The organism is Telluria beijingensis, assembly GCF_030770395.1.
Taxonomy (GTDB): domain Bacteria; phylum Pseudomonadota; class Gammaproteobacteria; order Burkholderiales; family Burkholderiaceae_D; genus Telluria; species Telluria beijingensis.
Genome location: NZ_CP132480.1, coordinates 5,299,480 through 5,321,852 on the forward strand (window position 1 = coordinate 5,299,480; position 22,373 = coordinate 5,321,852).

At 66.8% G+C, this 22,373-nt stretch carries 19 protein-coding genes; 8 read left to right on the top strand and 11 right to left on the bottom strand.

Annotated features, from left to right (window positions below):
• Window positions 1-156 precede the first annotated feature (156 nt).
• Complete coding sequence (locus Q9246_RS23340) at window positions 157-1,545, bottom strand: prolyl oligopeptidase family serine peptidase (protein ID WP_306393470.1); 1,389 nt, start codon at window positions 1,543-1,545, stop codon at window positions 157-159.
• Window positions 1,545-4,256, bottom strand: a complete 2,712-nt coding sequence (locus tag Q9246_RS23345; RefSeq protein ID WP_306393471.1) for a TonB-dependent receptor — start codon at window positions 4,254-4,256, stop codon at window positions 1,545-1,547. Before Q9246_RS23345 ends, Q9246_RS23340 begins: the two co-directional genes overlap by 1 nt.
• Window positions 4,257-4,506: 250 nt before the next feature.
• Between Q9246_RS23345 and Q9246_RS23350 the strand changes: the two genes are divergently transcribed.
• Both Q9246_RS23350 and Q9246_RS23355 read left to right on the top strand, forming a co-directional pair.
• Entirely contained in the window at window positions 4,507-5,832 is a 1,326-nt protein-coding gene (locus Q9246_RS23350) for an MFS transporter (RefSeq protein ID WP_422802400.1), read from the top strand.
• 31 nt (window positions 5,833-5,863) lie between these two features.
• Window positions 5,864-6,856, top strand: coding sequence for a 5'-nucleotidase (locus Q9246_RS23355; RefSeq protein ID WP_306393474.1), 993 nt, complete (start codon window positions 5,864-5,866; stop codon window positions 6,854-6,856).
• Here the strand turns inward: Q9246_RS23355 and Q9246_RS23360 are convergent.
• Window positions 6,810-8,129 (bottom strand): GDSL-type esterase/lipase family protein, encoded by a 1,320-nt coding sequence (locus tag Q9246_RS23360; protein ID WP_306393475.1) that lies wholly within the window; start codon window positions 8,127-8,129, stop codon window positions 6,810-6,812. The two genes, Q9246_RS23355 and Q9246_RS23360, sit on opposite strands and share 47 nt — an antisense overlap.
• Window positions 8,130-8,192: 63 nt before the next feature.
• Complete coding sequence (locus Q9246_RS23365; protein ID WP_306393477.1) at window positions 8,193-8,870, bottom strand: class I SAM-dependent methyltransferase; 678 nt, start codon at window positions 8,868-8,870, stop codon at window positions 8,193-8,195.
• A 169-nt stretch (window positions 8,871-9,039) separates the two neighbouring features.
• On the opposite strand from Q9246_RS23365, the gene mfd reads away from it, so the two are divergent.
• The 4 genes from mfd to Q9246_RS23385 all read left to right on the top strand — a co-directional run bounded on the left by mfd (window position 9,040) and on the right by Q9246_RS23385 (window position 15,493).
• A complete protein-coding gene (mfd, locus tag Q9246_RS23370; RefSeq protein WP_306393479.1) occupies window positions 9,040-12,486 on the top strand; it encodes a transcription-repair coupling factor in 3,447 nt (1,148 codons plus the stop codon).
• 14 nt (window positions 12,487-12,500) lie between these two features.
• Entirely contained in the window at window positions 12,501-13,349 is an 849-nt protein-coding gene (gene serB / locus Q9246_RS23375; RefSeq protein ID WP_306393482.1) for a phosphoserine phosphatase SerB, read from the top strand.
• Window positions 13,350-13,593: 244 nt separating this feature from the next.
• Window positions 13,594-14,919, top strand: a complete 1,326-nt coding sequence (locus tag Q9246_RS23380; RefSeq protein ID WP_306393484.1) for an SGNH/GDSL hydrolase family protein — start codon at window positions 13,594-13,596, stop codon at window positions 14,917-14,919.
• A 109-nt stretch (window positions 14,920-15,028) separates the two neighbouring features.
• On the top strand, window positions 15,029-15,493 hold the full coding sequence (locus Q9246_RS23385; protein WP_306393486.1) for a hypothetical protein: 465 nt from the start codon (window positions 15,029-15,031) through the stop codon (window positions 15,491-15,493).
• A 160-nt stretch (window positions 15,494-15,653) separates the two neighbouring features.
• Here Q9246_RS23385 and Q9246_RS23390 read toward each other — a convergent pair whose 3' ends face one another.
• From Q9246_RS23390 to Q9246_RS23410, 5 genes are all read right to left on the bottom strand, one after another.
• Entirely contained in the window at window positions 15,654-16,034 is a 381-nt protein-coding gene (locus Q9246_RS23390; RefSeq protein WP_306393487.1) for an Imm10 family immunity protein, read from the bottom strand.
• A gap of 48 nt (window positions 16,035-16,082) precedes the next feature.
• Window positions 16,083-16,469 carry a cupin domain-containing protein gene (locus tag Q9246_RS23395; protein WP_306393488.1) on the bottom strand — a complete coding sequence of 129 codons (387 nt, stop codon included), beginning with the start codon at window positions 16,467-16,469 and terminating at the stop codon, window positions 16,083-16,085.
• Window positions 16,470-16,605: 136 nt separating this feature from the next.
• Window positions 16,606-16,995, bottom strand: a complete 390-nt coding sequence (locus Q9246_RS23400; RefSeq protein ID WP_306398246.1) for a hypothetical protein — start codon at window positions 16,993-16,995, stop codon at window positions 16,606-16,608.
• Window positions 16,996-17,042: 47 nt separating this feature from the next.
• On the bottom strand, window positions 17,043-17,867 hold the full coding sequence (locus Q9246_RS23405; protein ID WP_306393490.1) for a Mut7-C RNAse domain-containing protein: 825 nt from the start codon (window positions 17,865-17,867) through the stop codon (window positions 17,043-17,045).
• Window positions 17,868-17,908: 41 nt separating this feature from the next.
• Window positions 17,909-18,646, bottom strand: coding sequence for a DUF72 domain-containing protein (locus Q9246_RS23410; protein WP_306393492.1), 738 nt, complete (start codon window positions 18,644-18,646; stop codon window positions 17,909-17,911).
• Between the two features lie 133 nt (window positions 18,647-18,779).
• On the opposite strand from Q9246_RS23410, the gene trxC reads away from it, so the two are divergent.
• Together trxC and Q9246_RS23420 are read left to right on the top strand one after the other, a co-directional pair.
• The gene (trxC, locus tag Q9246_RS23415; protein WP_306393493.1) at window positions 18,780-19,217 is read left to right on the top strand and encodes a thioredoxin TrxC; all 438 of its coding nucleotides are present in this window, start codon (window positions 18,780-18,782) and stop codon (window positions 19,215-19,217) included.
• A gap of 100 nt (window positions 19,218-19,317) precedes the next feature.
• A complete protein-coding gene (locus Q9246_RS23420) occupies window positions 19,318-19,680 on the top strand; it encodes a DUF4870 family protein (RefSeq protein ID WP_306393496.1) in 363 nt (120 codons plus the stop codon).
• 32 nt (window positions 19,681-19,712) lie between these two features.
• On the opposite strand, the gene Q9246_RS23425 is transcribed toward Q9246_RS23420, so the two are convergent.
• Both Q9246_RS23425 and rimO read right to left on the bottom strand, forming a co-directional pair.
• Complete coding sequence (locus Q9246_RS23425; RefSeq protein ID WP_306393497.1) at window positions 19,713-20,876, bottom strand: cystathionine beta-lyase; 1,164 nt, start codon at window positions 20,874-20,876, stop codon at window positions 19,713-19,715.
• A gap of 32 nt (window positions 20,877-20,908) precedes the next feature.
• On the bottom strand, window positions 20,909-22,354 hold the full coding sequence (rimO, locus tag Q9246_RS23430; protein WP_306393499.1) for a 30S ribosomal protein S12 methylthiotransferase RimO: 1,446 nt from the start codon (window positions 22,352-22,354) through the stop codon (window positions 20,909-20,911).
• Between the last annotated feature and the right edge of the window lie 19 nt (window positions 22,355-22,373).

Genomic DNA, 22,373 nt, shown 5'->3' on the forward strand with positions numbered 1-22,373 from the left:
GCATCGCGCATTACCGTCGCGCTAAGACCGGTCATTCACCCGCAGGGCGATGGACACGGCCGCCCGCCCAGTAGGCTCTGAAGTAGACGATAGTGCAGCGCGAGCAATCATCGTGACTGCAAGCGCCGTACTTACGAACAAGAGATAGGCAGCACGCTACTTCCCTGAAACTGGAATCGCCGCGCCTGCAACCTCACCCGCACAGTGCGTTTCGATTCCGGAACAGGAACGCACGAACGGCGCCGGCGTGAACGGCGTGTAGTCGCCGCCATCCGGCGCGATGCTGGACGCCAGCGCATTCAGCTCCGCCGCGGCCATGCCGGTCCAGGCGCCGCCGGAGACCCTCTGCTGCAAGGTCAACAGGGCCGCCACCGTTTCGCCGGGCTTGAAATTGCAGTGGCCGACGCGCTGCACATAGGCTTCGCGCACCATCGCGCCGGCGCCCGCCTTCGTGGCAGTCTGCGCATAGTCGCGGTTGAACTCGGCCAGTGTCACCGGATCGGACACCGTCTGCACGAGCATCACCGGCCTGGCCAGGCGGCCGGTCGGCGCGTAATTGCGCTTCATATAGGCCACCGGCCCGGCCTCGGCCGCAATGCGCGGCGCCGCCGCCAGCCGCGCCAGGTCGGCGTCCAGGTCCAGCCCCGCCTCGGCATACAGCGCGCGCACGAAGTCAAGCCGCCCAGTGCTGCGCAACTGGGCGGCATAGTCGATGCCGGTATTCCACGAAAAATTACCGCCCGCGCGGCGCAGCTGGTCGTCGCGCGGCAGCAGGGTCGCGCCGATGAAGCCGCGGTACAGCTGCCGCTGCTGGGCCGCGTAGTCGTGCAGCGCGGGGGATGCGCTGCCGGCCTCGATCCAGGTCGGGACCTGGCCCAGGGTCGCCGCCAGTGCCAGGCGCGCCCTGCCCACGGCGCTGGCCTGGGCCGCATCGAGCGCGCGCTGCCACTCTGCCAATTGACGCTTGCCGTCGCCGGTCGGACCATTGAACAGGATCGGCAAGTCGCTGTCCGGCGCCAGCAGGGTCTTGAAGGCGAAGGCGCCGTCGAGCGCCGCGTTCATCATGCCGACCGTGCCGGCCGCAGAGGCGCACAGCGCCAGGCCGGCATCGAAGCGCTCCGGATGGCGCTCCATCAGCGCGAGCGTGACCAGGCCGCCCATCGAGGTGCCCCAGGCAATGGTGCGCGCCGGCTTGCCCACCTGGGCCGCGAAGGCGTCCAGGGTCGCGACCTGATCGGGCACCGCTTCTTCCAGCGCCCAGCCGGCCTTAGAGAAGCCGGACGCCGCCAGCGCGAAACCGCGCGCCAGCAGCAATTCCTTCTCTCCCCTGGCGACATTGCGCACCGGGCCGGTCGACGGCCCGCTTGAATAACCACGGCTGAACAGCAGCAAGGTGCCGTTCCAGTTCGCCGGCACGTCGAAGCTGTAGCGGGCGCCGTTGGGCAGGCTGCCTTCGAGATGGCGTTCGGCCGCCGCGGCCGGCAGCGCCAGCATGGAGGCCAGCGCCAGCGCCCGTAGCGTCAAAACTGGTGAGCGCGCCGCCATCAGAATTTATACGACAGGCTCAGCGAGGCGAAACGCCCCATCGCACTGGCATTCTGCGGATCGAAGGCCAGGGTCGCGTTCTGTACGTACGGCGGATCGCGATCCAGCAGATTCTGCACGCTCAGCGCGGCGCGCAACTCCTGGTAGGCCGGGCCGAACAGCTTGCCCAGGTCGTATTGCGCGGTCAGGTCGAAGGTGGTGTACGAGCCGACTTCGGGACGGTTCGCCAGCGTGGCGTTGGTGTACGCATTGGTGAAGTTGGCGAAGGCGGTGACGCGCGCGTTCTCGCCGGCCCAGCTCAATTCGGCGCGCGCACGCAGGCGCACCGGGTTGTTCAGGGTATTGAGCAGGCCGCCGACCAGGGGCGTGGTCGGGGTGAACTGCTGGCGGTAGTTGAAGATGTAGTTGGCGTTGGCGGCGGCGCTCATGACGCCGTAGCCGGTGCGCCAGTCGTAGCGCGCGGACAGGTCGACGCCGCTGGTCTTGACCACGCCGGCGTTGTAGCGGCGGCCGTCGGCGATGAAGCTCAGGCCCGCCACCGGCTCGGCGGTATTGCCGGTGAAGGTCGACTGGGACATCAGCGCCATCAGCTGGGCCGCCGTCGGCGCCGCGTTCAGGTAAGGCGTCAGCTCGGGCTTCTGGAAGATCGCCAGGTCGTTGCCGGGCGTGAGGATGCGGTCCTTGTAGTCGACCTTGAAGAAGTCGGCGGTCAGGCTCAGGCCGGGCGCCGCCTGCGGCTTGAAGTTGACGCCGAAGGTCGTGATGTCGGCTTCCTCGGGGTCGAGGCCTTCGCGTCCGCCGAGCAGCACGATGCCGCGCTGCTGGGTGCGGCCATCGGCGCCGATGCGGTCGACCACGTTGATCAGACCGGCGTTGATCGGATCGAGGTCGCCCAGGGTCGGCGCGCGGAAGGCGGTGCCGTAGGTCGCGTAGAACTTCAGGCCGCTGACCGGGGTCCAGTCGAGGCCCACCTTGGGATTGGTGGTGAATCCGAAATCGCTGTAGTCGTCGGCGCGGACCGCGAGCGACAGATCGAGGCGCTCGACCATGGGCAGCGCATTGGCGCGGCCGACCAGCGGCACGTTGGCCTCGGCATACAGCGACTTGACGGTACGCTTCGGCATCGACTGCGAATTATCGAGGTGGAAGATGGTGCTGTTGTTCGGGGTCGAGTTGTTGCGGTCCTCGTAGTACGACATCCGGTCCTTGTGGATCTCGCCGCCGACCGCGATGCGCAGCTTGCCGGCCGGGAGGTCCATGACCGGGCCGTCGAACTTCATGCCGACGTCGTGCATCGTGTACGAGGAATTGCGGTCGTTGAAGGCGATGATCTTGGCCAGCGTGGACGGGTTATTGCACTGGAAGGCGCTGCCGTCGCAGAACAGATTGAGCGCGGTGGCCGGGTTGGTGTCGGCCAGCGCCGCGTTGACGGCATTGCCGTTCAGGTTCTGGCTCAGCGACTTGCTGTCGGTGCGGCTGCTGGCCAGGTAGAAGCTGCCGTTCCAGGTGTCGCCGACGTCGAAATCGAGGCCGGCCATCACGCGGCCGGTGCGCTCCTTGCCCTGGCTCAGGAAGTTGCCGAAGTCGTTGATCCACGAATAGTTGACCACCGAGGATGCCGCCCCCGCCACCGGGCTGACGAAGAACGGGTTGGCCGGCCGCACCGTGTAGCTGCCCGAGGCGGCGTCGACGTAGCGGCTGTATTTGCGCTCCGAACCGAAGGCTTCGAGGTTGAAACGCACCGACGGGCTCAGTTCCTGGCTGAAGGCGCCGACCAGGCTGATACGGTCCTGCTCGGGCAGCGCGTCGCGGCCTTGCTGGATGCTCTGGCGGCTTGGATTGCCGGCCACCAGCTGCGCCGCGCTCAGGCCGCGGCCATCCTGGCCGGTCGGGATCGCGTAGCGGGTCGAGCCGACCTGGATGTTACCGGGGCTGCTATTGAAGCTGCGCACGTCCGGACCGCCCCGGGGCCGCATGTCGTCTGTATAGAAATGGCGGTTGTCGGCCGACAGGCGGCTGCGCTTGTTCTTGTCGACCGCGAACATCACATTGCCGCCATCCCAGTTGCGCCCAAGGATGGCGCCGAACTGGTTCTGGTGCATGTCGGCGCCCTGGCCGTGGCGCACCGAGAACTGGGCGCCGTCGAAGCGCTTGCGCAGGCGGATGTTGACGACACCTCCCACCGCGTCGGAACCATAGGTCGCCGAGCCGCCGTCGGTGATCACCTCGATGCGCTCGATGGCCAGCGGCGGAATGGTCGCCGGGTCGGTGTACTGGGCCGCCAGTCCGCCCGGCGCCATGCGCACGCCGTTGACCAGGGTCAGGGTAGACTCGGGGCCGAGGCCGCGCAGGTTGATCCCGGAACCCATCGTGATGTTCTGGTTCGCGTTCTGGGCATTGCTGGTGTGGCTGTCGGTCGCGCCCATGTTCTGCACCTGCGGCAGCAGGCGCAGCAGGTCGCTGGTGCTGGCCGCGCCGGATTTCTCGATCGAGACCCGGTCGAGCGAGCTGACCGGCGCGCCCACCGGGGCCGCGCCGCGGATCAGGGTGCCGGTGACGACCACGGTGTCGGGCTTGGACGGCGCCTCCTGCGCCACGGCGGCGCCCATGCCGCTGGCGCAGGCCAGGGCGACCAGGTGGCTGATCCTGAGGCGGCGCGGCGCGAACGTGGATTGCGGGTGGCGATGCGGGGCCTGGATGCTACGTGTCATGCTTGTGTCTCCTGTGACGGCGCGCCGGTGGTGTCCATCGCGCCTTGTTTTCAATTTATAATGATTTTATTTTATAACCAAATATCCGGCACAGGCAACCTATTTCGTCACGATCAACGGTGCTGGCCGGGCGGACGACAGCGGCGCTTCCGTTCCGCCGAAAATATGGTTATGATTCATAAATATTACCGGCACCGCAATAGCGCCGCAGATCATAATGAATAGTGGAGACAGCACCATGCAAGACGATATCCGCGCCGCCGGCGCAGTCGATGTCCAGGAATTCCTGAACGAGAACCGGTTCACGCCCTTCCAATGGCTGATCTTCGCCCTGTGCTTCCTGATCGTGCTGCTCGACGGCTTCGACACCGCCGCGATCGGCTTCATCGCGCCGTCCCTGATCAGCGAATGGGGCGTGTCGCGCCAGGCGCTGGCGCCGGTGCTGAGCGCGGCGCTGTTCGGACTGGCCAGCGGCGCCGTGCTGGCCGGACCGCTGTCCGACCGCCTCGGCCGCAAGCTGGTGCTGAGCGTGTCGACGCTGCTGTTCGGCGCCGCCTGCGCCTGGTCGGCCTATGCCACCAGCCTCACCGAGCTGGCGGTGCTGCGCTTCATCACCGGCATCGGCCTGGGCGCGGCGATGCCCAACGCGGTCACCATGATGAGCGAATACTGCCCGGACAAGCGCCGCGCGATGCTGACCAATGCGATGTTCTGCGGCTTTCCGCTGGGCGCCGCCTTCGGCGGCTTCCTGGCGGCCTGGATGATCCCGCAGTGGGGCTGGCGCAGCGTGCTGCTGCTTGGCGGCGTGGCGCCGGTGCTGGTCGGGATCGTGATCGTGCTGGTGCTGCCGGAATCGGTGCGCTTCCTGCTGGCGCGCGGCGGACGCCAGGAGCAGGTGCGCGCCGCGCTGCGCCGCATCTCGGCCAGCGCCGACCGGGCCACCGCCTTCGTGATGACCGAAAAGAAGCCCGGCGGCAGCGCCGGCAGCGGCATGGCCGTGATCATGTCGCGTCCCTACCTCCTCGGCACCCTGATGCTGTGGACTGCCTATTTCATGGGCCTGGTGATCTTCTATTCCCTGATCAACTGGATGCCGCTGCTGTTCAAGGATGCCGGCCTGTCGACCCAGAACGCGACCCTGGTCGCCGCGCTGTTCCCGCTGGGCGGCGTGGGCGCCGTGTTCTTCGGCTACCTGATGGACCGCTACAACGCCAATGCGGTGGTGGCGACCGGCTTCGCGCTGACGGCGGTGAGCATCTTCGCCATCGGCCAGAGCGCGGGCAACCTCGGCCTGTTGATGGCGGTGGTGTTCGTCGCCGGCGTGGTCATGAATACCGCCCAGTCTTCGCTGCCCGCCCTCGCGGCCGCCTTCTATCCAACCCAGGGCCGGGCCACCGGGGTGGCGTGGATGATGGGCTTCGGGCGCCTGGGCGGCATCGCCGGCTCGTTCCTGGTGGCCGAACTGGCGCGCCTGCAGTTCGGGATCGGCGGCATCTTCGCCGTGGTGGCCCTGGCCGGCGCCGTGGCGGCGGTGGCGCTGCTGGTCAAAATGGCGAGCAAGGCAGATAATACCTAGGTCGCCCGACAGGGCATGACAGGACCCTGGAATGCCCTTTCCCATCGAAGAAAAACTCGTGATCGGCGTCGCCTCCAGCGCGCTGTTCGACCTGTCCGAATCGCACCAGGTCTATCTCGACCAGGGCCCGGACGAATACCGCGCCTACCAGGAACGCCAGCGCGACGTCGTGCTGGCGCGCGGCGTGGCCTTTCCCTTCATCAGGCGCTTCCTCGGCATCAACCGCTGCTTCCCGCAGCAGGCGCCGGTCGAAGTGGTGCTGTTGTCCCGCAACTCGCCTGAAACCGGCTTGCGCGTGATGCGCTCGATCGCCCACTACGGGCTCGATATCTCGCGCGCCGTGTTCATGACCGGCAAATCCCCCTATCCCTACCTGCCGGCCTTCAATGCCGCGCTATTCCTGAGCGCGAACGAGGAAGACGTCCGGAGCGCGATCGACGTCGATTACCCGGCCGGCCTGGTGCTGCCGTCGCGCGTCGCCCTCGACGAAGACACCGATGACATCGAGCTGCGGGTGGCCTTCGACTTCGACGGCGTGCTGGCCGACGACGAATCCGAAACGGTATTCAAGCGCGACGGCCTGGGCGAATTCCACGCCCACGAGACGCTGCACATGGCGCGCCCGCACCAGCCCGGACCGCTGGCCACCATGTTCCGCAAGCTGGCCATGCTGCAGCAGCTCGAGAAAGAAGCCGAGCGCGACGATCCCGGCTACCGCCGCATCGTGCGCATCGCCATCATCACGGCGCGCAGCGCGCCGGCCCACGAGCGCGTCGTCACCACGCTGGGTAGCTGGGGCGTCTCGGCCGACGAGACCTTCTTTTTGGGCGGCATGGACAAGGCCCGGGTGCTGTCGGTGTTCAAGCCGCACATCTTCTTCGACGACCAGCTCACCCACCTCAGGTCGGGGCCGGGCGGCACGATCCCGATGGTGCACGTGCCGTTCGGGATCGCCAACCGGCGCGCCGCCGACGCTCCTACAGGGGCGGCAACGCCATCAGGCGCTCCAGTTCCGGCTGCATAGCCCTGGCCCAGATCGCATAGCCGGCGGCGTTCGGGTGCAACAGGTCGGGCATGATGTCCTCGGACAGCGTGCCGTCCGGCCGCAGCAATGCCCGGTTCACGTCCAGGAAGAACACCTGGCGTCCGTCGGCCAGCGCCGGCAGGCGCGCATTGATGGCGTCGTTGATGCGGCGCAGCGGACCGTCCGGGGCCGCGTCGCGCGGGAAGATCGCCAGCAGCAGGATGCGGGTATGCGGCAGGCGCTGCTTGATTTCGTCGATATTGCGCGCGATGCCGGCCGCCGTGATGGCCGGGAAGTCGCTGCGCCGCCCAGTATTGTTGGTGCCGACCATCAGCACCGCCACCTTCGGCGCCAGGCCGTCCAGCGCGCCATGCTCGAGCCGCCACAGGACGTTCTCGGTACGGTCGCCCCCGAAGCCGAACTCCATCGCGTCGTGGCGCGCGTAATACTGCTGCCAGACGGCGGCGCCGTCCTTGCCCCAGCCCTCGGTGATCGAGTCTCCGATGAAGACCAACTGCGGGCCGCGGCCGGCGGCCACCATGCGCTTTGCATCCTCGAGCTTCTGGCGGTGGCGCGGCAGCCACCACGAGATCGACCACGATTCGTTCAGCATGTCGGGCGTGACGGCCACCGTGCGCCAGTCGGGACACGGCGTATTGGGCGTGCCGCCCTGGGAAAAGACCACGTTGGCGATGGCGACCTCGCCACTGCCGGTGCCCTCGAGCAGGAAGGGCCGCCGCACCGCCTTGAAATCGTCGCCGTCGCGCGCGAAACAGGACATCGACAGCACGACGCGGCGCCATCCTTGTCCTTCGGCGGCGCGGCCCGGCACCACGTGCGACACATGCCGCTCGCAGCCTTCGCCGCACCCTACCTTGAACATGATGCCGCCCTGCGCGAGCGCGTCGACCTTCAGGTCGAAGGCCAGCGTGCCGCGCGCGAGATAGGGCCGCAGGTCTTGCGGGGCGCCCTGCAGCAGGATGCCGCTCTTCCAGATGTCCTTCCAGCGTAAAGTGAGCGCCGGCGCGCCGCCCGGTCCGTCGCTGCGCGCCAGCGCGATCGCGCCGTTCGGGAATTTGGCGCGGATGCCTGCATCGGCATCGACCCGCTCGCCCTGCAGCGGGTGTACGCTGTCCGGCGCCAGCGCCGCGACGGCGATGCCGGGGCGCGGTGTGCCGTCGAACAGGACCAGTGCAGGCGGCGGCGCCGCGGAGGTGCTTGACAATGGCAGGAAGGCGAGCGTCAGGGGGATGGCGGCCAGGGCGCGGCGCATGGGGTCTCCTTGTGTATTTATTGATCAGGCAAACCCCGATCATGCGCCAGTTCCGGCGCAAGCTCAAGCCCGGGACCGGCACACCCAGCCCCGGAAGGCGCCGCCCACATAGAACACGTCGATATCCTCGAAGCCGGCTTCGCGCAGCAGCGCCTCGTCTTCGCCCGGCGCCAGCACCGACAGGTTGGCGAGGATGCCCTCGCGCCGCCGGCGCGCGAGATCCGGCGCCACCCCGTTGGCCAGCGCGAAGGCTTCGTCGCGCGCCATCCAGCGTGCGCGTTCCGGCGCCTCCTGCGCAATACTCAGGTGCATGACGACGAAGGGACTGCCCGGTTCCAGGCGCTCGTGGAGCGCGCGCAGTGCATGGCGGCGCTCGGGAGGCGCCATGAAGTGCATGGTGAGCAGGCAGCAGGCGGCGTCGAACGGGCCTTGCGGCGCCACGTCGACATAGCCTTCGTGCAGGCGCACCCGCCCGGCATGCGCCGCGACCGTGCGGCGCGCCAGGTCCAGCATCGCGCGCGAGGGATCGACGCCGTCGAAGGTCCAGCCGGGTTGAGAGTCGGCGAAGGCCTTGAGTTCCAGGCCGCCGCCGGCGCCCAGCACCAGCACCCGCGCATCATCCGGCGCCCGCTCGGCCAGCAAGACCCGCGCCATGCGCTGCATGTCGGCGAAGCCGGGGACGAAGATCGGCGGGCCGTCGTGGTAGTGCGCGATCATGGCCGGATCGTGAAAATGGGACATCGTCGAACTCCATGTGATTTCTCGTAACTTAGAATATTACGTAAACGCCTGGAGCGCAAGTGCCGGCCTGCCCAACCCCTCATGGCCACCGCGCGCGCGTCCCGGTGATCCCTTGCGCCTTCGTCTATAATGAATGCCTACTTTTGACGCGAACGTAACAGCACGCTGCATGCCTTTCGATCTCAAGAAGCACCTCCCCAAGCCAGGCCACCGTTTCGTCCTGCCGCTGGCCCATGGCTCGTCCGACGCCTATGCCATCGCCACCGCCGCGCTGGCGCTCAAAGCCAACCGCCAGATGCTCACCGTCGTCGTTGCCAATGCCAGCGACGGCCAGCGCCTGCTCGACGAAATCCCCTGGTTTGCGGACGGCAAACTCGCCTGCCACCTGCTGCCCGACTGGGAAACGCTGCCCTACGACGCGTTCTCGCCGCACCAGGACCTGGTATCGGAACGCCTGGCCACCTTGCACGAGATCCGCAACGGGCAGTGCGACGTGCTGGTGGTGCCCGCCACCACGGCGCTGGTGCGCCTGGCCCCGCCCTCCTTCCTGGCCGCCTACACCTTCTTCTTCCGCCAGGGCGAACGCCTGGACGAGGCAAAGCTGAAGGCCCAGCTGACGCTGGCCGGCTATACGCATGTGTCGCAGGTGATGTCGCCCGGCGAATACTCGGTGCGCGGCGGCCTGATCGACCTGTTCCCGATGGGTTCGGCCCTGCCCTACCGGCTCGACCTGTTCGGCGACGAGATCGAATCGATCCGCACCTTCGATGCCGACACCCAGCGCTCGCTGTATCCGGTGCGCGAAGTTCGCCTGCTGCCTGGCCGCGAATTCCCGATGGACGACGCCGCCCGCACCGCCTTCCGCGGCCGCTGGCGCGAGCGTTTCGAAGGCGATCCGACGCGCTCGCCGATCTACCGCGACATCGGCAACGGCATCGCCTCGGCCGGCATCGAATACTACCTGCCGCTGTTCTTCGACCAGACCGCGAACCTGTTCGACTACCTGCCGCCCGAGGCGCCGGTGGCCCTGGTGGGCGACATCGACGCGGCGATCCAGCGCTTCTGGCTGGACACCGAATCGCGCTACCGCTTCCTGAAAACCGACCGCGAACGGCCGATCCTGGAACCGCATGAGCTGTTCCTGGGCGCCGAGCAGTTCTTCACCTGCATCAAGCCGCACGGCCGCTGGAATATCGCACGCGATCCCGCGGCCCCGGCATCCGAGCTGTCGGCCCCGATCCCCGACATCGCCGTCAACCGGCGCCTGGACGACCCGCTGACCAACCTGCGCGCCTACCTGCTCCGCACGGACGCCCGCGTGATGATCTGCGCCGATTCGGCCGGCCGCCGCGAGACCCTGCAGCAGTATTTCGGCGAGTACAGGCTGGACCTGGCGCCGGTCGAAGGCTTCGAGGGCTTCCGCCAGGGCGACGCCAAACTCGCGCTGGGCGTGGCCCCGCTGCAGGCAGGCTTCGAGCTGAGCGACGCGGAATCCGGCCACCTGGTGTTCATCACGGAGACCGAGCTGTACGCGGGCTCGGGCCGGCGCGCCGGCAAGAAGAAGCAGGAAGCGACGAGCCAGGTCGAGTCGATGGTGCGCGACCTGTCGGAGCTCAAGATCGGCGACCCGGTGGTGCACATCAACCACGGCATCGGGCGCTATATGGGCCTGACCAGCATGGATCTGGGCGAAGGCGAGACCGAGTTCCTGCACCTGGAATACGCCAAGGACACCAAGCTGTATGTGCCGGTGTCGCAGCTGCATGTGATCTCGCGCTATTCGGGCACCTCGCCCGAGGACGCGCCGCTGCATTCGCTGGGTTCGGGCCAGTGGGAAAAGGCCAAGCGCAAGGCTGCCGAGCAGGTGCGCGACACGGCCGCCGAGCTGCTCAACCTGTATGCGCGGCGCGCCGCGCGCCAGGGCCATGCCTTCGAATACTCGAGTCTCGATTACGAAAACTTCGCCCAGAGCTTCGGCTTCGACGAGACGCCGGACCAGGCCGAGGCAATCCACAACGTGATCAAGGACATGACGTCGGGCCGCCCGATGGATCGCCTGGTGTGCGGCGACGTCGGCTTCGGCAAGACCGAGGTCGCGCTGCGCGCCGCCTTCATCGCGGTCATGGGCGGCAAGCAGGTGGCGATCCTGGCCCCGACCACCCTGCTGGCCGAACAGCATGCCCAGACCTTTGCCGACCGCTTCGCCGACTGGCCCGTGAAGATCGCCGAGCTGTCGCGCTTCCGCACCGGCAAGGAGATCAATAATGCGATCAAGGGCATGGCCGACGGCACCCTCGACATCGTGATCGGCACCCACAAGCTGCTGTCGCCCGATGTGAAATTCACGCGCCTGGGGCTGGTGATCATCGACGAGGAGCATCGCTTCGGCGTGCGCCAGAAGGAGGCCTTGAAGTCCTTGCGCGCCGAGGTCGACGTGCTGACGCTGACCGCGACCCCGATCCCGCGCACGCTGGGCATGGCGCTGGAAGGCTTGCGCGACTTTTCCATCATCGCCACCGCGCCGCAGAAGCGCCTGGCGATCAAAACCTTCGTGCGCAGCGAAGACGGTTCGATCATCCGCGAAGCCTGCCTGCGCGAGCTGAAACGTGGCGGCCAGATCTACTTCCTGCACAACGAGGTCGACACCATCGAGAACCGGCGCGCGATGCTACAGGAACTGCTGCCCGAAGCGCGCATCGGCGTGGCCCACGGCCAGATGCACGAGCGCGACCTGGAGAAGGTCATGCGCGACTTCGTGGCCCAGCGCTTCAACATCCTGCTGTGCACGACGATCATCGAGACCGGCATCGACGTGCCGACCGCGAACACCATCATCATGCACCGCGCCGACAAGTTCGGCCTGGCCCAGCTGCACCAGCTGCGCGGCCGGGTCGGCCGTTCGCACCACCAGGCCTATGCCTACCTATTGGTGAGCGACCTGGCGAACCTGACCAAGCAGTCGCAGCGCCGCCTGGATGCGATCCAGCAGATGGAAGAACTGGGCAGCGGCTTCTATCTGGCCATGCACGACCTGGAGATCCGCGGCGCCGGCGAGGTGCTGGGCGAGAACCAGTCGGGCGAGATGCTCGAAGTGGGCTTCCAGCTGTATTCGGACATGCTCAACGAGGCGGTGCGTTCGCTCAAGGCCGGCAAGGAGCCCGACCTGGCGGCGCCGCTGTCGTCGACCACCGAGATCAACCTGCACGTGCCGGCCCTGCTGCCGGCCGACTACTGCGGCGACGTGCACGAGCGCCTGTCGATCTACAAGCGCCTGGCCAACTGCGAAAGCCAGGACCGGATCGACAGCATGCAGGAAGAACTGATCGACCGCTTCGGCAAGATGCCGGACGCCGTCAAGGCGCTGGTCGAAACCCACCGCCTGCGCATCGCCGCGAAGACCGTCGGCATCGTCAAGATCGATGCCCACGGCGAGGCGGCCAGCCTGCAGTTCATGGAGAAGCCGCCGATCGATCCGCTCAAAATCATTACGCTGATCCAGAAGAACCGCCACGTCAAGCTGGCCGGCCAGGACAAGCTGCGCATCACGGCCAGCATGCCCGACCTGGCGGCGCGCGTGAACCAGATCAAACAGACCATCAAACAACTGCTCGCCTGACGAGAACGATATTCATGACCACGAACCTGGTGCTGCAAGGACCGCAGGCTGACCTAGAAACCCTCCAACGCCTGGCGCGCCTGGCCAATCCGCAAGCGGTCATTCCGCTGGGCGAGCATGCGCTGCGCGCCGAAGGCGTGGCCTACGGCGCCGCGCTCAAGCAGGAAGTCGACGCCGCCGCCTTCGAGGCCGGCGTCGACGCCACCTTCATCGCGGCCGGCCGCCGGCTGTCCGACTTCAGGCTGGTGGCGATGGACATGGATTCGACCCTGATCACGATCGAGTGCATCGACGAGATCGCCGACATGCAGGGCCTCAAGCCGCAGGTGGCGGCGATCACCGAGGCGGCCATGCGCGGCGAGCTCGATTTTTCCGAAAGTCTGAACCGGCGCGTGGCCCTGCTCGAAGGCCTGGAAGCGAGCGCGCTGCAGCGCGTCTACGACGAGCGCCTGCGCATCTCGATGGGCGGAGAAGCGATGCTCAAGGCCGTGCAGGCGGCCGGTCTCAAGACGCTGCTGGTATCGGGCGGCTTCACCTTCTTCACCGACCGCCTCAAGCCGCGCCTGGGGCTGGACACCACCCACGCCAACGTGCTGGAAGTCGTCGACGGCAAGCTGACTGGCCGGGTGCTGGGCGGCATCGTCGATGCCGAGGAAAAGAAGCGCACCGTGCAGCGCGTGTGCGCCGAACTCGGGATCGATCCATCGCAGGCGATCGTCATGGGCGACGGCGCCAATGACCTGAAAATGATGGGCATCGCCGGCCTGTCGGTGGCCTTCCGCGCCAAGCCGGTGGTGCGCGAGCAGGCGAACGTCGCCCTCAATTTCTCGGGCCTGGACGGGCTGCTGGCCATCCTGGCCTGACAACGATCGTGGTAAAGACGCCGGCAGCATAGCCGGCGCCATGGTTTTACGGCGTTTGCCGCACCGCCCTTCCTGGGCATCCGCTGATTTTTAGAATTGGCAATCCTTCCCATCAGAAATCCGCACGACACAGCGCAAAAGATGTGCGCGACAGGACCCGCGCGGCCGGCGCTCCGCGATATCTTGGATTGGCGCCCGAACCCGAGCGCGCCCCACTCTCCAGGACCTTCTTCAGGAGCCCGCCATGTCCAGCACGGATTTCTGTGTCTCCGATTCCCCTGCCAGCCCCTCTCCCTCGCATGCGCACGACGACGCCCGCGTCGACCGGGGCCGACGACGCGTCCTGCTCGCGGCCCCGGTCCTGGCCGGCGCGCTGGGCGCAACTGGCGCCGACGTCAAGGCCCAGACCGGGGTGCCGGAGCGCTGGAGTGCGGGCTGGGGCTGTGCGCCGGCCGGCCCGCCGCCACCGGCCTCGCTGCAGACCTTCACCAACCAGACCTTGCGCCTGATCGTGCGCACCAGCCTGGGCGGAAACCGCATCCGCATCCGGCTCTCGAACGAGATGGGCGACACCGAACTGCGGCTCGGCAGCGCCCGCGTCGGCCTGCGCGCCGGCGGGGCCGTCGTCACCGCCGGCACCAGCCGCCAGCTGACCTTCAGCGGCCGCACCAGCGTGGCCATCCCGGCCGGCGCGCCGGTGGTGTCCGATCCGGTGTCGCTGCCGGTCGCGCCGTTCACCGACCTGGCCATCAGCCTGTACTTTCCCGGCACGGTACAGGCCACCACGATCCACAACGCCGCCTACCAGGCCAGCTATGCGTCGACCACGGGCGACTTCGGCGCGCAGGCCTCGCTGCCGATCCAGCGCGCCTTCGCCTCCTGGCCCTTCCTCACCGAAGTCGACGTCGACCGCGCCGCGCCGGTGCTGGTGGCGGTGGGCGATTCGGTCACCGATGGCGTCGGCAGCACCTCCAACGGCAACCGGCGCTGGCCCGACTTCCTGGCGCGCCGCTTCCAGGCCGAGCTCGGCAACGACCGCATCGGCGTCGTCAACCGCGGCATCTCGGCCAACCGCATGCTGGCCGACACGGCTACCGCGCTGTTGGCGGGCAACGACCTGCTGGAGCGCTTCGACCGCGACGTGCTGTCCACCGCCGGCGTGCGCGGCCTGGCGGTGCTGATCGGCATCAATGACATCGTCTACAGCCCGCCGTCGGCGCCGATCCCGGCCGACGAACTCATCGCCGGCTACCTGCAACTGCTGACGCGCGCCCATCTTCACGGCATCCCGGTGCTGGGGGCGACCTTGCCGCCATTTGACGGCTTCGTCTATTACACGCCGGCGCGCGAAGCGGTGCGGCAGGCCGTCAACGCCTGGATGCGCAGCGCGCTACCATTCGACCTGCTGGCCGACGTCGACCTGGCCCTGCGCGATCCCGCGGTACCGCAACGGCTGCGCGCCGAGTACGATAGCGGCGATCGCCTGCATCCGAACGACGCCGGCTATGAGGCGCTGGCCGAAGCGGTGCCCTTGCCGGCGCTGTGGTCGCTGATGGGCGGATTCAGCTGATGGTGCCTGTGCTGTAATGGGGGCAAGAGCGCAGCGCAATGTAACGAGGTGTAATTCCCCTGCAAACCGGCCTGGCAATCCGTATGATGGCAATATCAGGAGAACCGCCATGAAAAATATCGCCATCATTCTCGGGGCGCTGGGCCTGCTGGCCGGCTGTGCCGCGCCAGGCCCGACGTACACCCACAATCAACCGTCCGACCCAAGCCAGTGGCGGGTTGTGTCCGTGACCCCGGTACCGGTCGGCACTGGCGCCCAGGTGGCCGCATCGGGCAAGGCCGGTGTCGTGACGTCGACGCCGATCGCCACCTCGTCACCGTCCACGGGCTGGACGACCACGTCAGTCACGCCGGTGTACCGCACCCAGCAGCCAGTTGTCGTACAGCAGCAACCGGCGTGGGTGCAACAGCAGCCAGTGTACGTACCGCAACCGGTGTATGTGGAACAGCCGCGCTACTGGTATCCGCCGATCTCGATCGGTCTGGGCTTCGATTTCGGTCGCAGCAGCTGGCGCGGACACCGCGGCCGCGGATGGGGTGGACATATCGGGACGCGCTGGCCGTATGGCTGGTAAGAGCGAAGCCGGCTGATGCCGGCTTCTTTTTTGCCTGCCCCCCCCCCCGAGAAGCCAGCCCAATCGGCCTGACCCAGGCTATCGAGCAGGCTCCGCCAAACCTTCTGGACGCTGGCCTGGATCGGCAAACGCCGGGGCGAAGCGGATACTTGGCGCGTCCTCAAGCCTCGACATCATATTCGCCGCGTGACAATTCGGCGAGCCGTGCAAGTCCCTGGTCGATCGCTGGACTCCAATTCACAGGAGAGACGGCAATAGTTTCTGCTTTCAATCTGCGTTTGCCCTCGGCATTCAGAACGATGTCGATACGATCGCCGATTCGCCTGATGGACGCGACACCGCGATAGCACCCGAACGCCTGGTCGTTCCGTTCGATATACAGGCCGTCCAGGTGAAGACGCCTGTCTTGCTCGTCCGTTTGCAGCGAGTATTGCAGCATCAGGTATTGCGCGCTTTGTCCTTCATCGGCGGCGAATGCCAGCGTCACCAGCGCGGCGTCTTCTTCGAACGACACAAGGGTCGCCACGAGTACTTCATTCATCGACCGGCTCCGTATGGATCTGCATGAGTGAAGACGCCGCGCGGTAGTTCAATGCCCGTGCTGACGCTCGTACTCGTCCGCCTCGGCCTTGGTGGCATGCACGATGCCATCCGGATGTTCCGGCGGCGTGTACAGCGTGTACAGGCGCATCGGCTCGGTCTTCGAGGTATTGATGACGTTATGCTCGGTCCCGGCCGGAATCACGACGGCCACGCCATCTTCCAGCTTGTGTTCTTCGCCATCCAGCAGCGCCACGCCCTCGCCCGCCTCGACGCGGATGAACTGGTCGTGGCCATCGTGGTGTTCCAGGCCGATCTCTTCGCCCGGCTGCAAGGTCATGATGACCAGCTGGCTGCGCTTGGTGGTATAGAGCACTTCGCGGAAGTTGTTTCCGGCGAGCGTTTTTTCTTCGATATTGATGCTAAAGCCCGACATGGGATCCTCCAGGATGCTGCGCGCGGCGCCGGCGCCGCACGACGGTTCACAGGCGGCGATTGCCGCTCTGTCATCGATTGTATAAGAGCCGGAAGATTCATGTGCGCGTCGCCCTCGCGCCGCAAAACACGCAAAGTCAGCCGGCGCCGAACAGTCCCTGCTCATCGAGGATGGCCCAGGCAATTTCGGGCCGCTCGGCCAGGCGGCGCCGGATCGCCGCCGGCACCGACTGGCGCAGCTTCTTGCACAGCCCCGGCCGCTCCTCGAGCACAACCAGGATGCCGCGCACGGTGCGCACTTCATTGGGCCCGGGCGCGATGCGCAGTTCGGCGCCGGTATTCTTGTGGATCAGGCTTTGCACATGCCGCAGGTCGGCGTGACTGTCGATGCGCCCGATGCGATCGATCAGCTTCTGCTCTTGCTGGCGCGTGATCAGGAGCGGCCGCTGGTCGGCCGCCGGATCGGCCAGCACCTTTTCACGCTCGCAGACGCAGGCGCCCGGCGGACATTCGACCCGCAGGGGCATGTCGGCGATCGCCGCCGGCGGCAAGGGTGAAGCTGCGGCAGGAGTAGTCACGCGTTCGGACGGAAGTCGGTTTCTTCCAGCGATTCTACATCGGCAAAGTCGTCCAGGGCGCCTTCCCGGCGCTGCGCGACCGCCGCCAGCAACTGGGCCATGCGCTTGTAGTGCGAACCCTTCCAATAGACCCGCAGGCAGTTGTCGCAGGTGGTGAAGCTGTCGTGCAGCGCCCGCACCGACGCCGGCAGGCGCTCGGCCACGCTGTCCTTGTCGACCTCGCGCAGCGCCACATTGCAGTGCAGGCAGAGCGAGAACGGCCGCGCGCCATGGGCCAGGTCCAGCCGCTCGAACAATTCTCGCAATTGTTCTGGCGGATCCAGGGCGTGGATATAGCAGCCATGCAAGATCGAGCGGCGCTTGAGCAGCTCGCGGTCGCGCGTCAGCACGATGCGGTCGTCGTTCTCGGCCAGGTCCTCGACGTCGTCGTCGTGGTAGTGGTTGTCGTAGAGAGTGTCGTAGCCGGCCATGCGCAGCAGGCGCGCGAGTCCGCCCAGGTGCGAGTCGGCGACGAAGCGCATCCGCTCGCGCGGGCGTTCGCGCAGGCGCTCCTGCGCCAGGCCACCTTGCGGGCCGACTTCGAGCAGTTCAAAACGCGCATACACGGCGACGTGGTCGCCGTCCAGGAGCACCCGGTCGAAACCGCTCTCTTCACCATTGACCAGCACCATCTCGACCTCGGTATGCGGCACGCCGAGCGCCTCGATCATGTGCTTGGTGGTCGACTGGCGCGCGCATTCGGAGGCGAAGGTGCGGCCGCGCCGGTCGCGCGGCAGGAACTCGCCCAATTCCTGATAAAAACGAAACGTTGCGGTCACCATGATGCCAACAGTATCGCAAAATCGATAAATGCCTGCAGAACCTATCCGTGCATCAATTCCAAGGCATTGGGGACGGAAGCGCCTTCCGCCGTATTATCGAAGATACACCAAACCGTTCGCCCCTGCGCGACCAGCGCATCGAAGTCGGCGCGCCAGCGCGCGACTTCCTCGGCCGGATAGCGCGAATAATAGATGCGCGGCGTGCCGTGCAAGCGCACATAGACCTCGGTCTCGCTGGTCGGCTCGTGCGGTCCCGGCTGGCCCGCCGCCGGGTCGGCGATCACGCGGATCACGCCGCACTCGCGCAGCAAGGCGCTGGCCGGCTCGGAAAACCAGCTCGCGTGGCGCGCCTCGAAGGCGATGCTGCAGCCGAAGCGCTGGCGCAGACCATCGAAAAAGGCGTGCGCCGGCGCGTCAGTGAAGCCGAAGCGCGGCGGCAACTGCACCAGCAGGCAGCCCAGCTTGTCGCCCAGCATGCCGGCTTCGCCCTGGAAGCGGTCGAGTTGTTCGTCGACCTCGAGCAGGCGCGCCTCGTGGGTCATGGCGCGCGGCACCTTGACGGCGAAGCGGAAGCTGTCGGGCACGCTGGCCGCCCAGCGCGCATAGGTTTCCGGCTTGTGCGGCTTGTAGAACGAGGAATTGATTTCTACAGTAGGAAAGACGGCGGCATAGCGTTCCAGATGGCTGCCCTCGACGGGGAAGGCGTCGGCGCAAGCCTTGGGCAGGCTCCAGCCGGCGCAGCCGACGAGCAGGCGGCCGGGCGATTCGGATTGAGGCATCGGAGGATCGTGATCGTGTCGTTTCCACAATTCTATGCAAGTCGGTCCGGCAGCGGCGCATGGCTGGGGCGGCGACGCGCTTGCCCGCCGGCGCTTACAATGCCGTCATCGATCCAAGCGAAGGAGATCCACCATGAGCGACCCGTTCCACGTCGTCTGCCCGCACTGCGACGCGGTCAACCGCATGCCGCAGGCGCGGCTGCAGGATGCCCCGACCTGCGGCAAGTGTTCGCAAGCCATCTTTACCGGTCGTCCACTGGACGTCGACAGCGCACGCTTCGAGCGCCATATCGCGCGCAACGACGTTCCCGTGCTGGTCGACTTCTGGGCCGAATGGTGCGGCCCCTGCAAGATGATGGCGCCGGCCTATGCCCAGGCCGCGCAGCGCCTGGAACCGCAGGTGCGCCTGCTGAAGGTCGATACCGAACGTGCGCAGGACCTGTCGGCGCGCTTCGCCATCCGCAGCATTCCGACCCTCGCGCTGTTTCGCGGCGGGCGCGAGATCGCGCGCCAGTCGGGCGCCATGGATGCCGGGCGCCTGGTGGCATGGGTCCAGCAACATGTAGGCTGAGTCCTTCTTCATCGCGGCCAGCTCGACCGGACCGCGGCAAGGCCGACGCTGCTACAATGGCAACATACGGGATCGTCCCCGTCGTTTATGAGGAGCCACTATGTCGCAAGAACTGGTTTTGGAACGAGGCGTCGAGGACAACAAGCACTGGGCGCGCATCCTGTACGTCGTCCACGCGCTGACCTTCTTCTTCTCGCTCGGCATGCTGTCGATCGTCCCGGTGATCGTCAACTACGTCAAGCGCCCCGAGACGGCCGGCACGATGGTGCACAGCCATCACACCTGGATGATCCGGTCGTTCTGGTGGTATGTCGTGTGGATGGCCGTCGGCGGTGCGCTCTTCCTCACCATCATCCTCATCCCGCTCGCCTACGTCGTGTGGTTCGTCGTCTGGGTGTGGAAAGCCTATCGCCTGGTGCGCGGCTTCCTTGACCTGAACAATAACCGGGCAATGCCGGTATAAAAAAGCATGGGGCCGATCTGGCCCCATGTCTTTTACAGCTGTCCGAATGCCTGCTCCAGGTCGGCGATCAGGTCGCCCGGCTCTTCGAGACCGACATTGAAGCGCACCAGCACGCCGGGGTCTTCCCACTTCTGGCGCAGGCTCTTGATCCGGTACGGCATCACCAGGCTGTTCGGCCCGCCCCAGCTGTAGCCGATGCCGAACAGGGTCAAGGCGTCGACCATGCGATCCACTTGCGCCTCGTCGTAGCGCGCGTCGAACACGACCGAGAACAGGCCGCCGGCGCCATTGAAATCGCGCTTCCAGTGCGCGTGGCCGGGACAATCCTCGAACGCCGGATGCAGCACCTTGCTCACCTCCGGCCGCGCCTTGAACCATGCTGCGAGCGTGCGCGCGCTGGCATCGTGGCGCTCGAAGCGCAGCTTCATGGTCGGCAGGCCGCGCTGCACCAGGTAGGCGTCGTCCGGGCTCACGCCCATGCCGAGCCGCATATGGGCTTGCGCGAGGCGGTCGTTCAGCGCGCGGTCGCGCGTGATGACGGCGCCCATCAGCAGGTCAGCCCCGCCCGACTGGTACTTGGTCAGCGCATGCATGACGATGTCCACGCCGTGGTCGAAGCCGCGCAGCGCCAGCCCGGCGGCCCAGGTATTGTCCAGCGCGACAATCACTCCGCGCTCGTGCGCGGCCCGGCACAGGGCCGGCAGGTCCGGCACTTCCATCGAGACCGAACCGGGTGCCTCGGTCCACAGCAGTCTGGTATTCGGCTGGATCAGCGCGGCGATGCCGGCGCCGATCATCGGATCGTAATAGCGCGCCGAGACGCCGAAATCCTGGCTCAGCCAGCGACCCAGTTCGCGGTTCGGGTTGTAGACGTTATCCGGCAGCAGCACGTCGTCGCCGCTCTTGAGCAGGGCGAAATCGACCATCGCGATCGCGGACAGGCCCGAAGGCGTCAACAGGCAGTGATTGCCGCCTTCGATCTCGGCCAGCTTGCCTTCGAGGGTGAAGGTGGTCGGTGTGCCGTGCAGGCCGTAGGTATAGGCCTGCTTGTCGCGCCACTCGGTCGAGCGCATCGCAGCGGTGCTCGGGAACAGCACCGTCGAGGCGCGGTGGATGCCGGGCGGGAAGGCATCGAAGCCGCTCGGCGCGACGTAGTCGCTATGGATCAGGGTGGTCTGGATCGACTTCTTCTTCATCGTGACTGGCGCGCCGGGTTAGAGGTAAAACGTCAGACGGGCGTGGCCCACAGGTCGTGGGCATCGGCCTTGGTGATGACGACGTCGGCGAACTGGCCGACCGCGAGCTTGTTTTTGCCCGGCACCAGTGGTCGCTTGATGTGGACCACGCCGTCGATCTCCGGCGCATCTGCCGCCGAGCGGCCGATCGCTTCGCGCGGGCCGACTTCGTCGACCAGCACGCGCAGGGTCTTGCCGACCTTGGCCTGCAGGCGCTTGGCCGAGATTTCTTCCTGCAGCAGCATGACGCGCGCACGGCGTTCTTCGCGCACTTCTTCCGGCACCGGATTGGCCAGCTCGTTGGCAGTCGCGCCTTCGACCGGCGAATAGGCGAAGCAGCCCAGGCGGTCGATCTGCGCCTCTTTCAGGAAGTCGAGCAGGTACTCGAACTCGGCCTCGGTCTCGCCCGGGAAACCGGCGATGAAGGTCGAGCGGATCGTCAGGTCCGGATTCATGCGGCGCCAGTTGAGGATGCGCTCGAGGTTCTTCTCGCCGCTGGCCGGGCGCTTCATGCGCTTCAACACGTCCGGGTGCGCGTGCTGCATCGGGATGTCGAGGTAAGGCAGCACGTGGCCGTCGCCCATGAACGGGATCGCCTGGTCGACGTGCGGATACGGATAGACATAGTGCAGGCGCACCCAGGCGTCGTACTGGCGAGCCAGCTGGCCCAGGGCCTCGACCAGCTGCGTCATGTGGGTCTTGATCGGGCGGCCATTCCAGAAGCCGGTGCGGAACTTGACGTCGACGCCGTAGGCGCTGGTGTCTTGCGAGATCACCAGCAATTCCTTGACGCCGGCCTTGAACAGGTTCTCGGCCTCGAGCAGCACCTCGTCGATGCGGCGCGACACCAGGTCGCCGCGCATCGACGGGATGATGCAGAAGCTGCAGCGGTGGTTGCAGCCTTCCGAGATTTTCAGGTAGGCGTAGTGCTTCGGGGTCAGCTTGACGCCGTGGTCCGGCACCAGGTCGATGAAGGGGTCGTGCGGCTTGGGCAGGTGCAGGTGCACCGATTCCATCACCTCGGTGACGGCGTGCGGGCCGGTCACGGCCAGCACCTTCGGGTGCACCTTGGTGATGATGTCGTCGCCCGCGGCATCCTTCTTGGCGCCCAGGCAGCCGGTGACGATCACCTTGCCGTTCTCGGCCAGCGCTTCGCCGATCGCGTCGAGCGATTCCTGCACCGCGGCGTCGATGAAGCCGCAGGTGTTGACGATCACCAGGTCGGCGCCGTCATACGACTTGGCGGTCTGGTAGCCTTCGGCGCGCAGCTGGGTCAGGATCTGTTCCGAGTCGACCAGCGCCTTCGGGCAACCGAGCGAGACGAAGCCGACCTTCGGCGCAGCCACTCCCTGGGCCGGCGTCGGGATGACGATGGCCGGGGCCTTGGCGGCGGCAGCGATGCTGGAGTTGGCGGAAGGATTACGACGGAGTTCGGGCATGGGCGGACGACAAAGGATT